Source organism: Aliiglaciecola litoralis (assembly GCF_039523355.1).
Lineage (GTDB): Bacteria > Pseudomonadota > Gammaproteobacteria > Enterobacterales > Alteromonadaceae > Aliiglaciecola > Aliiglaciecola litoralis.
The window spans coordinates 271703-286335 of record NZ_BAAAFD010000001.1 but is presented as its reverse complement, the minus strand read 5'-3'; the positions used below and the strand labels follow the sequence as shown (position 1 = coordinate 286335).

14 protein-coding genes are annotated in these 14633 nt (G+C 43.3%); 8 read left to right on the top strand and 6 right to left on the bottom strand.

Annotated elements, in window-relative coordinates:
* Window positions 1-24: 24 nt before the first annotated feature.
* Together ABD036_RS01315 and moaE are read left to right on the top strand one after the other, a co-directional pair.
* Window positions 25-267 (top strand): MoaD/ThiS family protein, encoded by a 243-nt coding sequence (locus ABD036_RS01315; RefSeq protein WP_343855825.1) that lies wholly within the window; start codon window positions 25-27, stop codon window positions 265-267.
* A gap of 5 nt (window positions 268-272) precedes the next feature.
* Complete coding sequence (gene moaE, locus ABD036_RS01310) at window positions 273-788, top strand: molybdopterin synthase catalytic subunit MoaE (RefSeq protein ID WP_343855822.1); 516 nt, start codon at window positions 273-275, stop codon at window positions 786-788.
* Here the strand turns inward: moaE and cmoB are convergent.
* Entirely contained in the window at window positions 757-1728 is a 972-nt protein-coding gene (gene cmoB / locus ABD036_RS01305; RefSeq protein ID WP_343855821.1) for a tRNA 5-methoxyuridine(34)/uridine 5-oxyacetic acid(34) synthase CmoB, read from the bottom strand. The two genes, moaE and cmoB, sit on opposite strands and share 32 nt — an antisense overlap.
* A 3-nt stretch (window positions 1729-1731) precedes the next feature.
* On the bottom strand, window positions 1732-2460 hold the full coding sequence (gene cmoA, locus ABD036_RS01300; protein ID WP_343855819.1) for a carboxy-S-adenosyl-L-methionine synthase CmoA: 729 nt from the start codon (window positions 2458-2460) through the stop codon (window positions 1732-1734).
* 172 nt (window positions 2461-2632) lie between these two features.
* Between cmoA and ABD036_RS01295 the strand changes: the two genes are divergently transcribed.
* Together ABD036_RS01295 and add are read left to right on the top strand one after the other, a co-directional pair.
* Window positions 2633-3271, top strand: coding sequence for a response regulator (locus ABD036_RS01295; RefSeq protein ID WP_343855818.1), 639 nt, complete (start codon window positions 2633-2635; stop codon window positions 3269-3271).
* Between the two features lie 46 nt (window positions 3272-3317).
* Window positions 3318-4319 carry an adenosine deaminase gene (gene add, locus ABD036_RS01290; RefSeq protein WP_343855816.1) on the top strand — a complete coding sequence of 334 codons (1002 nt, stop codon included), beginning with the start codon at window positions 3318-3320 and terminating at the stop codon, window positions 4317-4319.
* A 37-nt stretch (window positions 4320-4356) separates the two neighbouring features.
* On the opposite strand, the gene fadE is transcribed toward add, so the two are convergent.
* From fadE to purM, 4 genes are all read right to left on the bottom strand, one after another.
* Window positions 4357-6822 carry an acyl-CoA dehydrogenase FadE gene (fadE, locus tag ABD036_RS01285; protein ID WP_343855814.1) on the bottom strand — a complete coding sequence of 822 codons (2466 nt, stop codon included), beginning with the start codon at window positions 6820-6822 and terminating at the stop codon, window positions 4357-4359.
* Window positions 6823-7058: 236 nt separating this feature from the next.
* Entirely contained in the window at window positions 7059-7790 is a 732-nt protein-coding gene (locus tag ABD036_RS01280) for a DUF3108 domain-containing protein (protein ID WP_343855813.1), read from the bottom strand.
* Window positions 7750-8400 carry a phosphoribosylglycinamide formyltransferase gene (gene purN / locus ABD036_RS01275; RefSeq protein WP_343855812.1) on the bottom strand — a complete coding sequence of 217 codons (651 nt, stop codon included), beginning with the start codon at window positions 8398-8400 and terminating at the stop codon, window positions 7750-7752. The genes ABD036_RS01280 and purN overlap by 41 nt, the downstream gene beginning before the upstream one ends.
* Entirely contained in the window at window positions 8401-9441 is a 1041-nt protein-coding gene (purM, locus tag ABD036_RS01270; protein WP_343855810.1) for a phosphoribosylformylglycinamidine cyclo-ligase, read from the bottom strand.
* A gap of 171 nt (window positions 9442-9612) precedes the next feature.
* Between purM and ABD036_RS01265 the strand changes: the two genes are divergently transcribed.
* The 4 genes from ABD036_RS01265 (at window position 9613) to ABD036_RS01250 (ending at window position 14622) form a co-directional block, all read left to right on the top strand.
* Window positions 9613-10725, top strand: a complete 1113-nt coding sequence (locus tag ABD036_RS01265; protein WP_343855809.1) for a DUF2066 domain-containing protein — start codon at window positions 9613-9615, stop codon at window positions 10723-10725.
* 2 nt (window positions 10726-10727) lie between these two features.
* Window positions 10728-11447, top strand: coding sequence for a DnaA regulatory inactivator Hda (gene hda / locus ABD036_RS01260; protein WP_343855807.1), 720 nt, complete (start codon window positions 10728-10730; stop codon window positions 11445-11447).
* 169 nt (window positions 11448-11616) lie between these two features.
* A complete protein-coding gene (locus ABD036_RS01255; RefSeq protein ID WP_343855806.1) occupies window positions 11617-12225 on the top strand; it encodes a methyltransferase family protein in 609 nt (202 codons plus the stop codon).
* Between the two features lie 237 nt (window positions 12226-12462).
* Complete coding sequence (locus ABD036_RS01250) at window positions 12463-14622, top strand: S46 family peptidase (RefSeq protein WP_343855805.1); 2160 nt, start codon at window positions 12463-12465, stop codon at window positions 14620-14622.
* The last annotated feature ends 11 nt before the right edge of the window (window positions 14623-14633 follow it).

The window sequence follows — 14633 nt, the reverse complement described above, 5'->3', positions numbered from 1 at the left end:
TCAAAGGATCAGAGTAGGAGCGTCATGAAGGTTTTGTTTTTTGGCCAAGTCAGAGAGCGCTTAGCAACACAACAAATAAGCGTTACTTCGCCACCCCAAAATATTTTACTGTTGCGTCAGGAGCTCGCTGAACGTGGCGAGGTTTGGTTTGAGGTGTTACATCAACGTGACCTGTTGGTTGCGGTTAATCAAACGCTGTGTGATGACAAACAGGAGATCACAAGCACCGATGAGGTTGCCTTTTTTCCTCCAGTAACGGGGGGGTAGGGGCAATGTCAGAGCAAACTAACAAGTCGTCAAAGATCAACATCAGTGTGCAGGTAGCTGATTTTGATCAGCAATACGAATATCAAGCGCTAAGGCAAAATCACTGTTCACAAGGTGCCATAGTAACCTTTGTTGGCTTAGTACGAGACAATCATTTAGGTAAAGATGTGACCGGATTGTTTCTTGAGCATTTTCCCGGTATGACCGAGAAAAGTTTAGCTGAGATAGCCCGGCAAGCAATGGCAAGGTGGCCCTTAGGAGGCGTTCGAATAGTACATCGGATTGGTCAGTTAGCGCTTAACGATCAAATCGTCTTCGTTGGTGTCAGTGCCGCTCATCGTCACGCTGCATTTCAAGGCTGCGAATTTATAATGGACTATCTGAAAACCCAAGCACCTTTTTGGAAAAAAGAATACTCGGGAGATTCCGCTACATGGGTACAGGCAAAGGATTCAGATACGCAAGCTCGGCAACGTTGGGAATCCAAAGCTACAATTCCGCAGTCAGAATTGCCCGAATAGGAGCGGGATAGCCCTCAATCGTTTTAGTGGGATCCTTGGGATCGAGAAAATCTGCCAACGATAAACTGTCCATCCAATCAGTGCGGCGTTGCTCGTCAGTGGTTGTTGCTGCCACATCAACCACTTTGATATTTTTAAAGCCTAATCGGGAAAGCCAGACTGTTAGTGCTGCAGTGCTGGGTAAAAACCAGACGTTGCGCATTTGCGCGTAGCGATCTCCTGCCATTAACACGGTGTTTTCATCGCCTTCGACAACCAAGGTTTCTAGTACAAGTTGTCCACCCGCTCGAAGCTGTGATTTTAATTGGGTGAGAAAGTCGATCGGACTGCGTCTGTGATACAACACCCCCATAGAAAAAACCGTATCAAAGGCCTTTAATGGGATGAGATCCTCAACGCCGATGGGAAGCAGATGGACATTAGGATCTGGGTTGAAATGCTTGATTGCCTGAAATTGCATTAAAAATAGCTGAGAAGGATCAATGCCAATAACTGTTTTGGCTTGTTCACCACGCATACGCCACAGATGATAACCACTACCACAGCCTACATCTAATACGGTTTTTCCCGCTAATGGAGCAAGGTGAGGTAGCACCCGTTGCCATTTCCAGTCTGAGCGCCATTCGGTGTCAATGTGGATCCCGTGGACGTTAAACGGACCTTTGCGCCACGGTTTAAATTGCTGTAGTAAGCCGGTTATTTGGCGTTGAGTATAATCATCAATGTCATCTGAAGTGCCCATCTCTACGGCATTTTTTAACTCTAGATGAGTGACTTTGGTCGCGGGGAGCTTACTGATTAGTTTTCGCCATTTGGCAAAATCGCCATGCAGTTGCGCTTTTTCCCAATGAGCCAGTTGAGCAGGTAGCACCTCAAGCCAAGGGCTTAGTTCAGTATCTGCTATGTACTTGTAGAATTGGTTGAACCAGGAAATTGCCATAGGTTATTTCACCGCAACCATAGACATAAAATTAAAACAGCGAAACCAAGTCGCTATCTCAGCAAACCCGGCCGTTCTAAGTCGGTTTTCATGATCTTGTTGGGTATCTAATAACATGACATTTTCCAAAGCCGAACGCTTTTGACTTATCTCTAATTCGCTGTAGCCGTTGCTGCGTTTAAATTCATGGTGCAATTCAATCATTAGTTCGTCCATTGGTTGATGCTTATCTCGTAATTTTTCAGATAGCACCAACACCCCACCGGGCAGCAAATTATCATATATATGCTGAATCAAGCTGTTACGATGTTCCGGGGCGATAAATTGTAAGGTAAAGTTGAGTACCACGACACTGGCATTGCGTATCTGTGTATCTAGAATATCTTCACATCTGATCTCAACCGGTATATCCGACTTAAACGCATTGAGATGCAGCTTACATTTCTCCACCATGGCAGTTGAATTATCTACCGCAATAATCTGGCAATCTGCTTTTTTAACCATACGGCGCATTGCCAGTGTGGCAGCGCCTAAAGAACAACCGAGATCATAGATAGCCGAGTTTTGTTGCGCGAAGCGGCTGGCAATTTGACCAATGTTATCAATAATGGTGCTGTAACCAGGCACCGACCGTTGGATCATGTCAGGGAAAACTTGCGCGACCGAGTCGTCAAAGCAAAAGTCTTTTATCTGTGCTTTAGGCTGTGAATAAATGGCGTCTCGGTGATTCATTTAAATTTACTCGTAGAAAATTAGCGTGATTCTACCCGCCAGTTCCACTGCAGGCAAATATCATCTAAATTCAACGTATATTAACGACAATAAATCAAAAAATAGTTGGCTTTATAAGCGAACTGGTTAGACTTAGCGACATTAATAAGGAATTTATCAATTAGGAAGTTTGATGGCCTATTTTCTCATCGCGGACGATCACCCACTGTTTAGAGAAGCACTCAAAGCGGCGCTTCAATCAAGATTTGAGGGCGCTCAGTTTGTTGAGTCTGATAATTTAAGCAGTACATTGGCAGCCATTCAAAGTCATACGGGGATAGAACTCGTATTGCTAGATTTAAATATGCCAGAGTGCGAAGATTTTAATGGCCTGATACAAGTTCGCCAACGCTTTCCTAATCTTCCAGTCATGGTGATCTCTGCAAGTGATTCCCCGCAAACAGTAGCTAAAGCAATGGGTTACGGGGCCAACGCATTTGTATCCAAAGTGGCTGCAATCGATACTGTCGTAAAGGCGATTCAAGCGGTTTTAGCTGGTGATACTTGGATACCGTCAGAGTTACAGGATCAATATGAAGGGGTTTGCCAAGAGCAAAAAGAGATTTCCGCAAAAGTGGCTGCACTCACTCCAAAACAATTTGAAGTCTTAACCTGTTTGCAAGCGGGCAAATTAAACAAACAAATTGCTGAAGAAATGCAGGTCACAGAAGCAACCGTAAAAGCGCATATCAGTGTCATATTTAAAAAGCTGTCAGTAAATACTCGAACACAAGCTGTGTTATTGGTAGAAAAATTACATTCTGATATGTAACACTGTTATTCAGCTTATTGATATAAAACGATAAAAAGGCGCGTTAATGATAGATTACTCACTTCCGTTGGTCGATTTACATCGTCATTTGGATGGCAATATAAAGCCGCAAACAATTTGGCAATTAGCACAAAAGCACAGTCTTAAATTACCAGCAAACACCTTGCAAGATATCGAGCAGCTTACCCAGATCCATGACAAGACCAGTGATTTAATGGCTTTTCTTGAAAAGCTTGATGTTGGGGTTTCGGTGCTGGCTGATTATGACGCGTGCTACACAGTGGCCTATGAAAATATGCGCGATGCACAACAAAGTCGTCTCGATTATGTAGAATTGCGATTTTCTCCTTACTACATGGCAAAATCCCATAACCTTGATATGGTGCAATTAATTGCAGCGATTATTGACGGGGTGAGAGCGGGTGAAAAGGAGTTTGGCGTAAAAGCAAATTTGATTGGGATCTTAAGCCGCACATTTGGCGCTGAAACTTGTATGGATGAGCTCAACGCTTTGTTACAACATAAAGACGATATCACTGCTTTGGATCTCGCCGGTGATGAACTTGGCTACCCAGCCGAGTTATTTGTTAATCATTTTCAGTTGGCGCGAGATGCCAATTGGCAAATAACGGTGCATGCCGGAGAGGCTGATGGTCCGCAAAGTATTTGGAACGCGATATACAAACTCGGGGCAACACGAATAGGTCATGCTGTCGCTGCCAGTGAAGATGAGAAGTTAATGCAATATATGGCGCAAAATAATATTGCGATAGAATCTTGCCCGACTTCAAATTATCAAACTGCCACGGTCAAAGATCTGAGAAAGCATCCTATGCCGATATTTTTAAAGCATGATATTATCGTGACACTGGCAACAGATGATCCGGCAGTGTCCAACATTGATATAGCGCATGAATATAACCTTGCTCATACTACTTTGGGATTATCTCCATCTGTACTTCAGCAAGTTCAGCGCAATGGAGTCGCGGCGGCTTTTTTAAGCGACATTGACAAACAAGCCATATTTGATAACAAAAAGCCTCTTTAGTAAGAGGCTTTTTAATCGGTTATAGTCTCGTCAACGGCTAAGCTGCTTTTTTACTGCGTGGCTTACGTTTAGGTTTTAGCAATGATTTATCCGCGATTAACTCTTCGTTTTCAAAATCATCTACATTAATGGTATCTAAACGCCCTTGCTCAGCACGTTTCATCAATGCCGCCTCTTCTTTGGTTAACACGCCTAGTTCGAGACCTTTTTTGCCAATCTCATCTAAATCAGTAAACGGATATTTCTCACCTGCTGCCAAGCAGACTTTTTCATACAAGGGTTCGCTGGCTAAAATATCATCTAATATTTGTTCCAAGGCGCCCATTGGATTACCTTCATCTCTGCCAAGATATTGACCCTGAGCCAAACGAGTTCTTGCTTCGCTGGGCGTTTGTAAGAGGGTCGCAATCTGATGATCAATATCATCTGAAGGGCGAGCGTATGTTTTACCGTAGGGCATAATGACCAGACGTAAAAACAAGCTTAGCGGTTTGTTTGGGAAATTCCGTAACAACTCATCCATCGATGTTTCAAGCGATGACAAGCAGTCTTGCATAGCCCAATGCATCAGTGGCAGATCTTCTTTAAGTCTGCCTTGATCGTCAAAGCGCTTAAGGACTGCCGACCCCAGATATAAATAACTGAGTAAATCGCCTAATCTGGCCGACAATCGCTCCCGACGCTTTAACTCTCCGCCTAACACACCCATAGCCATGTCAGACAGTAACGCTAAGTTTGCGCTGTAACGTTTCATTGAGCGGTAGTAGCCGCTGGTTTGATCGCTAAAGGGCGCGTCTGCCGTGATGGCACCGGTAAGACCAAACCACAAACTACGGAAAAAGTTACTCATTGCAAAACCAATGTGACCAAAGATCGCTTGGTCAAACTCTTCCAATCCTTGACTGCGATCTTGATTAGACGCCGCGTACATTTCTTTGAGTACAAAAGGATGACAGCGGATCGCGCCTTGCCCGTAAATCATCATATTACGAGTGAGTATGTTGGCTCCTTCTACGGTGATTGCGATCGGTGCCCCTTGGTAAGCACGTCCAAGGTAATTATTTGGCCCTAACATGATCCCTTTACCGCCGTGGACGTCCATTGAGTCGTTAACCACTGAACGCATTCTTTCGGTAAGATGATATTTACAGATCGCAGAGATGACCGAGGGCTTTTCGCCAAGGTCGACGCCTTTGGTTGATAAAGAGGTGACAGCGTCCATCAAATAGGCGTTACCGCCAATTCGACCAAGCATCTCTTCAATGCCTTCCATTTTGCCCACCGGCATTCTGAATTGTCGTCGAATTCGAGCATATGCACCTGTGGCCAATGCCATGGTTTTGGCGCCACCAGCTGAAGTTGAGGGTAGGGTGATACAGCGCCCTACGGATAAACATTCAACCAACATTTTCCAACCTTGCCCAGCCATTTTCTCGCCACCGATGATGTAATCGATAGGAACAAAAATATCAGTTCCTTTAAGTGGGCCATTCTGGAAAGGTACGTTCAGTGGAAAATGGCGATTACCAATCTCTAAACCCTTGGTGTCCCGAGGTATAAGCGCACAGGTTATGCCAAGTTCTTTTTCTGCACCAAGTAAGCCATCAGGATCAACTAATTTGAACGCAAGACCAACCACAGTCGCGACAGGCGCCAGCGTGATATAGCGTTTGTCAAAGGTCAATCGCATTCCTACGATTTCTTTTCCTTCCCATTCACCTTTACACACCACACCGATATCAGGAATGGCGCCAGCGTCAGATCCCGCTTCACGACCGGTTAACGCAAAGCAAGGGATTTCTTTACCTTCAGCTAAGCGAGGCAAATAATAATCCTGTTGTTCTTTAGTCCCATAATGTTGTAATAACTCACCTGGACCTAATGAGTTTGGTACCCCCACTGTTGTGGACAACACGGCATTAACGCCTGATAGCTTTTGCAAGACTCTTGACTGAGCGTAGGCAGAAAACTCTAAGCCACCGTATTTCTTTTTAATGATCATGGCAAAAAACTTATTGTCTTTAAGAAACTGCCAAGTTTCAGGTGAGAGATCGGCCCGTTTGTGATGGACTTCCCAATCGTCATTCATACGACAGACTTCTTCTACCGGCCCATCTAAAAAGGCTTGTTCCTCTGGGCTAAGTTTTGGCTGCGCAATACTATGCAGGTTACGCCAGTTTGGGTTACCACTGAATATTTCACCATCCCACCATACCGTGCCGGCATCAATTGCTTCTTGTTCTGTACTGGACATTTCCGGCATTATCTTGCGATAGGTTCGTAAGATCGGCTTCGTTAGATATTGTTGACGCATTGAGTCAATATTAAGCGGGATAGCAATGGCTAAAAAAATCAACCAAGTGAAGAAACCGACATAGCCAAATGTGGTTCCAATGAATAATGCGACGCCCACTAAAATACACGCATTAAGCAATCTCAATCGTAGAAAACTAACAATTCCAATTGCACCGATAACGGTGACTAACCATAAAAGAATATTCATCTTTGTTTACCTAATAGAGGTCTGACCACGTAAGGTGAAAATATGCTGATTAGTGTTAAAAATCAAGTCTAATCACGACTTTGTTTCGTTTATGTAGCGATACATTGATGACTTATTTACAACAACTAATGGCGTATATAAGCATGGCTTGATTGCGCAGATATTCAAGTGGAGGGTGCAAAAAACTTCACACCATTTTAAATAAATTGACTTAACAATATGGCAGGTTTGGAAGGTTATCGTGATGATTTAAACGACGACAGTTGGATATCACCTTGTTCTTCACCTTCTTTAAATTGCTGTAAGCGTACGAGCTGATAATTTAATGATGGAGCGAACCAAGCATAGGTTTCACGCTTGTTATTTTCACGCATTATCTTAATTTTTATACCTTCGAGCATGCCATAGGGCAAGTTAAGTTGCTCTTTACCAATCACTAGCATGTCGTAATGTCTCAGTTCACCACGACTATTGATTAAATCATACGAAAACGATTTTTTATCAGATGCTAATTGCAATTGAATGTCTAGACGATAGAGCTGATTGTCAAACTCTTGTTGCCATTCCAGTGAGGTTTCATTGTTAATGCGAATGGTGTTTTTTTGACGATCAAATTCTGCAACCAGTTCCTTATCTGAGCCAAAGCCAGTGCGTTCGTAAGTGTACTTGAACGGTATGATTTGATTATCCTGATAGGAAAATAGACTGACTTCTTTGCGTTTATCTGACAAAAAAAACATCGACACTTTAGATTGGTAGGATAATCGATAGCGATTTCTGCCAAGCGACTCTAACTCTAACGAAGCCGTACCTAACTCTTTGCCATACTGAAAAGCTTTATATTGCGCATTAAAAGCTTCTAGTGTTGTCGCTTGCATAACGCCTGACCATATCAGCAAAACCGCTAATATGAAGCTTTTACACACGCTAGTCAGCTGCATAACCTGACGGTGGAAGTTCTTTTCCATCTAAAACTGCCTTATTGTTTATCATCAAAAGTCGCTTCTTGCTAAACCAGTCTACAACAAGTGGATATATATTTCGCTCTTGTTGCTGCACCCTTTGGGCCAGCTCCGAGGCAGTGTCACCTTCAAAAATGGGGACTTTCGATTGCACTACCACAGGTCCACCATCTAGCTCTGGTGTAACAAAGTGGACTGAAGCACCATGTTCTTCATCGCCAGCATCAATTGCTTTTTGATGCGTATTCAAGCCTTTATATTTAGGTAACAATGACGGGTGGATATTAAGCATCCGTCCTTCAAAGGCAGTCACAAACTCTGTCGTTAAAATACGCATAAAACCGGCCAATACGACTAAATCAGGCGAATATTGTTCGATTGTCTGTAGCAATTCGCGATCATAGGCATCGCGGCTATTAAAGTTTCTATGCTCAACGCAAACCGCTTCAATACCCGCTTGCTTTGCCCTTTGTAATCCATAGGCTTCTGGTTCATTCGAGATAACAGCAGCAATCTTTACCGAGTCCGTTTTATTGCTAAAGTGATCGATAATTGCTTGTAAATTCGAACCATTACCCGAAATTAACACCACGATGGAACAAGGGGAGACAGTCACTTATTTAATCTCTACTTGGTTTTCATCGCCAACACGGTCTTCAATTACTCCAAGGTGCCATGCATTCTCACCCAACTCATTCAGTTTACTGATTGCATCTTGCGCTTGGTTTTCTGGTAACACCACTATCAGACCCACGCCGCAATTAAAAGTTCGGAACATTTCATGGTCGGTAATATTGCCGTTTTCTTGTAACCAGTCAAAAATGTCGGGGCGTTGCCAACTGCTGCCATCGATAACGGCTTTGGCATTTTCAGGGAGTACTCTTGGAATGTTTTCCCAGAATCCACCGCCAGTAATATGCGAAATTGCGTGAACTTGAGTGGTTTCAAGCAGCGACAATATTGATTTAACGTAAATACGAGTGGGCTCGAGTAAATGATCGGCTAAGGTTTTGCCCGCAAACTCTTGCATTGGATCCTGTCCACTAACCTCAAGTACTTTGCGTATTAAGGAGTATCCATTGGAATGTGGACCTGATGAAGCTAATGCAATGATGGCATCGCCTTGCTGTACTTTTTGCCCGTCGATAACGTCTTCAGCTTCCACCACACCAACACAAAAACCCGCGACGTCGTAATCATTACCGTGATACATACCAGGCATTTCAGCGGTTTCACCACCTATCAGAGCGCAACCAGACATTTCGCATCCAGCGCCAATGCCACTGACCACTTCCGTTGCGACATCTACATCTAATTTGCCTGTGGCGTAATAGTCTAGGAAAAAAAGCGGCTCAGCACCTTGCACGATAAGATCGTTGACACACATGGCCACCAAATCAATACCAATACCAAAATGGCGTTCTAAATCCATCGCCAAGCGTAATTTAGTCCCCACGCCATCGGTTCCTGACACCAACAGTGGCGATTTATATTTTTGAGGTATCGCACACAGCGCACCAAAACCACCTAGGCCGCCCTTAACTTCTGGACGATGAGTCTTCTTGGTTACTGATTTAATACGCTCAACCAATTGGTTTCCTGCATCTATATCAACACCGGCGTCTTTATAACTAAGAGAATGTTTTGAGTTGCTCACGATATGCCTCAGTAACAAAATTTTGCGGATTTTAGCAGTATGACAGAGGAAAAGGTACAGTAAATCTCGCTATTTTATGCATTGATACACATCATCTAGTGTAAACAAATGATGAAATTTACAATCAGATACATGACAATAGCGTTTTTAGTTTAGGGACATTCAAATTTGATGCGTTTGACGGTATATCTGTTTTTATTCTTACCTAGCTTATTTTTATGCGGAAAGGCCAACGCTGCTATTGTGGATGGCTTGTATCAGGCGTCCGTTAAAATTGAAGGACAAACGTTTAATCATCAAAAAAAAGCAGCCAAGCAAGCGCTTTCACAGGTGTTGGTGAAAATCAGTGGTAATCGCCAATTGCTTGAAGATAAGGCGATTAAAGATGTGCTTAACCGTGCCGAAGATTTATTATTGTCTTACCAATTCGAGCGCTCTGACACTGATTTGTTTTATAACGCGTATTTCGATGTCAATAAAGTAGAGGAGGTAATCCGCTCAACGCAATACCCATTATGGGGAAAACACCGTCCGCAAACACTTATTTGGTTCGCGATCGAAGATCAAGTTAGCCGCAAAAGAACACTGGTGTCGGATACAACCGCTGCCGAAATCGTGCAAAAAGCTAGAAAAACCGCATTCACCCGAGGGATCTCGATTCATTTTCCAATTTTAGATCTTACTGATATACAGCAAGTGAGCGTCTATGATGTCTGGTCTAGTTATTCGCAAAACCTGTTGGCTGCCAGTGAAAGGTACGCTACTGAGTATATGATGTCGGCCCGAATGTACTATCGCAGTGAAGCAATGGCGGATCGTCAGCAAGCCCAGTTGATTGAAGGTGCAAGCCCTGTGATAGGCAATGTCTGGGTCATTGAGTGGATGCTAACGCGCCAGGGGGTATTTGATTCTGGTGAAATTACCGCTTTGTTGAAAGACACAGCAATAGATAATTTAATTGAAACCTTGGCGGATACGTTAGCAAGTAAATACGCGATTAGAGCATTACAAGGTGATAACAGTGAAAATACCACTCAAATACAAATTGCCAATATTAGTTCATTAACGGCCTATGCCGATGTGATGCGTTTTCTCAAGAGTCTGTCCATGGTTGTCGATGTGACCTTAATTGAACAACAAGGCGATTTATCTACCTTTGAGTTGCACTTGTTTGGTGCCCGTGAAAATTTGGAACACGCATTTAGTCTTGAAAATCGACTGCAAAGGCCTTCAGATAATTTTGGACAGCCGATGTTGCAAGCACCACTGCGCTGGAAGCCTTAGTTGTGTCAGTAAATACACCACAACAAATCGTGTTAGATGTAGATCTACCGGACGAACAGACGTTTGATACCTTAGTTGAAGGTGAAAATACCCTTGTGGTAGCTCATTGCCAGTCACTGTTACTGTCACCAAATAGTGAAAATACGCCCTTTGTTACTTATATTTCGGGTGCTTCAGCCAGTGGCAAAAGCCATTTACTAGTGGCTATGTGTCATCAAGCAGCCGAGCGCCAACTTTCGCATTTCTATCTTTGCTTAAGTGAAAGTTCCCCCTATCCGGCGGATATGCTCAATTCGATGGAAAACCTCGATTTACTGTGTATCGACAATATTCATTTACTTGAAAGTCTGCCAGATTGGCAACGTGCTTTGTTTGATTTAATTAACCGGATCAACGAGACCCAAGGCTGTAAGTTAGTCGTCAGTGCAAATCAAGGACCTTTATCACTCAACTTTGATTTAGCGGATCTCAAATCGCGCCTCAGTTGGGGAGTAAGTTTTAATTTGGTTCCTTTAGGTGAAAAAGAAGCTGAGCATGCATTAGAGGTTAAAGCCCGCCATCGAGGCTTGGTGATCGCGCCAGAATCGTTGAGCTACTTGGTGACCCATAGTCGCAGGGATATGCACAGTTTAACTCAGTCACTTGAAGTCCTTCAGCAAAAGAGCCTTCAACAGAAACGTAAAATCAGTATTCCCTTTATCAAACAGACGTTTGATTTTTAAACGTGCTTAACCTTCTTAACAAAGCATTTCTTTAACTATTGAATGCGTTTTTGATGTTCAGATTGCTTAGTCATAACATCACATTCAAGGTTTTAATGGAGTGTTTGGGTTGTGAATTGTTGCTATCTCGCTTAGTCTTTAAGCCCGTTTTCGTTCATATGATCACTTAATGTCAGTTTATCAATTCAGCGAATGGTTTCTCGCATTGTTTTTTAGTTTCGTCGCTGTTTTTTATACCATCAACATCACGCTTAAAAAGCGTCGCTTTAAACAGGCCTCTTTAGCAACTATGGGCACGCCGTTCTCCCTGCATTGGTGGAATCACGCCACTTTTCATCTATTTAGAGTGCTGATTTGGGGGCTATGTGTAGTACGTATCGCTTATCCCGAAGTCGATGTTGTTCTTGGTAAGTTTGACCTGCTATTCATCCCCTTATTACAAATAGTCGGCATGGTCTTTATGTTGATTGGCTTCTCACTTGCTGGGGTGAGTGGCAGAGATTTGCAACATAATTGGCGTTCTGGCATCTACCTAGATAAACCTAAAACGTTGGTTAAATCAGGCGTTTATCGAATTTCGCGGAACCCGGCGTTCAGCGGAGTAATATTAGCCCAGCTCGGATTTTTTATGGTCTTGCCGAGTATTTTTACGCTAGTTTGCCTAGCGGTTGGCGTTCTCTCATTGCGGATCCAAGTCATGCTCGAAGAAAATCATTTAAGCAACCTGTTTGGTGAGCAATATACTCGCTATGCACAGTCCACACCTCGATGGTTCTAACCCAAAAAACTTAGAATACGGTGGCCTAATAGATTCGTTCCGCTGAGTAAACTTGTTCGTTTTATAGCGTATTAGTGACACTATTTTGCAGCGAAGTAATTTCATTCTAAAGATGATTGGTATGTAACTAATTGTTTGCTTTGATTTAGAACGATAATAAGCTCAGATTTTGACTAATCACTGCTGATCTAAGACACTGCAGCTAGCATGGATCGTTAACTATAGAGAAAAAATTAAATGAAAAAATTTGCTTCACTGTGTTTTGCTTTAGCATCAACCGCAACCCTCGCTGATGAGGGGATGTGGCAGCCACACCAACTTCCTAACATTGCCAACAAACTCGTTGATGCTGGTCTGGAATTGAACCCCAATTCACTCACCGATCTGACGGGGTTCCCGATGGGGGCTATCGTTAGTTTAGGCGGGTGTACCGCCTCATTCGTATCGGACAAAGGGTTGGTTGCCTCCAACCACCACTGCGTATATGGATCTGTGCAATACAACTCCACAGAGCAAAATAACTTACTCAAAAACGGATTTCTAGCCAAGTCCTATAATGAGGAGCTTCCGGCAACACCAGGTAGCCGAATTTATGTCACAGAAGAAATCACTTCAGTCACAGAGGTTATTCAAGCCGCGTTAACGTCAGATATGACAGGGGCAGATCGCTACAATAGTATTGACCTCACCTCTAAATCGTTGATTGCCGAATGCGAAAGCGACAGCAAATACCGTTGTCGCGTAGTTAATTTTCATGGTGGATTAGAATATTACTTGTTTAAACAACTGATGATCCGCGACGTAAGATTAGTGCATGCACCTGCAAGTAGTATTGGCAAATACGGCGGTGACATCGACAATTGGATGTGGCCTAGACACACCGGTGACTATGGATTTTATCGTGCCTATGTTGGCAAAGACGGCCAACCTGCGGATTACCATGAAGATAACGTGCCCTATGAGCCAAAGCATTATTTAAAAGTGAATAAAAGTAGTGTTGAAGAAAACGATTACATCATGGTGTTAGGTTATCCTGGAACCACTAATCGTTACCGCACCGCCTTGGAAGTTGAGAATCAATTCACTTGGACCTATCCCCAAGCAAAAGCATATAGAGAAGAGCTCATCGATATTATTCACGCCAATTCGGCACCGGGCAGTGATGTGCGTATTAAGTACGAAAGCACCTTAGCCGGACTAGCCAATTACGCTAAAAATTATGGCAGTATGATAGAAAGCTACAACAAGGGCACAACCCTTGCTCGTAAGAAGGCATTGGAAATCCAATTAAAACAATGGATTAATGCCCAACCACAGCGCCAACAAAAATATGGCGATGCATTAGCTGGTTTAAATCGCTTAATTCAACAAGATCAGCAAACCCAAGCAAGGGACCTGATCTTAGGCTATATGGGATACAGCAAAATGCTCAGCACTGCAGAATCCCTCTATCGTCTATCGCTTGAAAAGCAAAAACCAAATATTGAACGTAAACGCGGTTATCAAGAACGCGATATGGCGAAATTTGAACAAAGTATGAAAGCGGTTAATCGACGTTTTGATGCGCAAATGGACAAAAATATCCTGCTAGCGATGTTTAAGCATTACGTGCAGCTACCACCAAATCAGCGCCTAACGTCACTGGATAAATTCTTCGGGCTGGATAAGGGGTTTAACCAGCAGCAGTTGAAAGACAAGCTTGCGAAAATGTATCAAGCAACTAAGTTGGGTGAACTAGACGCGCGTTTAGCCTGGATGAATAAAAGCCCTGATGCGTTTCGTAACAGTGACGACCCCTTTATACAATTGGCGGTAAGCACCTTTGCTGAACGCAAAGAAATCGAACAAGCAAGCGAAGAGCTATCCGGCAATATCCAGGCCTATAGACCTAAATATATGGCCGCAATCATTGCCTATTTTAGCGCGCAAAACTTGCCGGTATATGCTGATGCTAATAGCACGCTGCGCGTCACTTATGGCAATGTTAAAGGTTATTCACCGCAAGATGGTCTACTGGCAACCCCCTTTACCACCTTAGAAGGGATCCTTGCCAAAGATACCGGAGAAAGCCCATTTGATGCGCCTAAAAAGCAACTTTCATTAATTAGCGAAAAACATTATGGCGAATATGCCAGCAAAGCACTTGGTTCTGTGCCGGTTAACTTCTTGGGGACGCTAGACATCACCGGTGGTAATTCCGGCTCTCCGACCTTAAACAGTAAAGCTGAGTTCGTTGGGTTAGTTTTTGATGGTGTTTATGAAAGCATCATTGGTGATTGGGATTATGATCCAAAACTAAACCGTTCTATTCATGTAGACGTCAAGTACATGCTGTGGGTCATGGAGCACATTGATGGTGCAACTAATCTAATTGAAGAGATGGACATAGTGGAATAATAGCAAGTAAA

What these genes read in the sequence shown, in the direction of transcription:
- ABD036_RS01315 (WP_343855825.1), top strand. Translation starts at nt 25, where the DNA reads ATGAAGGTTTTGTTTTTTGGCCAAGTCAGAGAGCGCTTAGCAACACAA.
- moaE (WP_343855822.1), top strand. Translation starts at nt 273, where the DNA reads ATGTCAGAGCAAACTAACAAGTCGTCAAAGATCAACATCAGTGTGCAG.
- cmoB (WP_343855821.1), bottom strand. Translation starts at nt 1,728, where the DNA reads ATGGCAATTTCCTGGTTCAACCAATTCTACAAGTACATAGCAGATACT.
- cmoA (WP_343855819.1), bottom strand. Translation starts at nt 2,460, where the DNA reads ATGAATCACCGAGACGCCATTTATTCACAGCCTAAAGCACAGATAAAA.
- ABD036_RS01295 (WP_343855818.1), top strand. Translation starts at nt 2,633, where the DNA reads ATGGCCTATTTTCTCATCGCGGACGATCACCCACTGTTTAGAGAAGCA.
- add (WP_343855816.1), top strand. Translation starts at nt 3,318, where the DNA reads ATGATAGATTACTCACTTCCGTTGGTCGATTTACATCGTCATTTGGAT.
- fadE (WP_343855814.1), bottom strand. Translation starts at nt 6,822, where the DNA reads ATGAATATTCTTTTATGGTTAGTCACCGTTATCGGTGCAATTGGAATT.
- ABD036_RS01280 (WP_343855813.1), bottom strand. Translation starts at nt 7,790, where the DNA reads ATGGAAAAGAACTTCCACCGTCAGGTTATGCAGCTGACTAGCGTGTGT.
- ABD036_RS01265 (WP_343855809.1), top strand. Translation starts at nt 9,613, where the DNA reads ATGCGTTTGACGGTATATCTGTTTTTATTCTTACCTAGCTTATTTTTA.
- ABD036_RS01255 (WP_343855806.1), top strand. Translation starts at nt 11,617, where the DNA reads ATGTCAGTTTATCAATTCAGCGAATGGTTTCTCGCATTGTTTTTTAGT.
- ABD036_RS01250 (WP_343855805.1), top strand. Translation starts at nt 12,463, where the DNA reads ATGAAAAAATTTGCTTCACTGTGTTTTGCTTTAGCATCAACCGCAACC.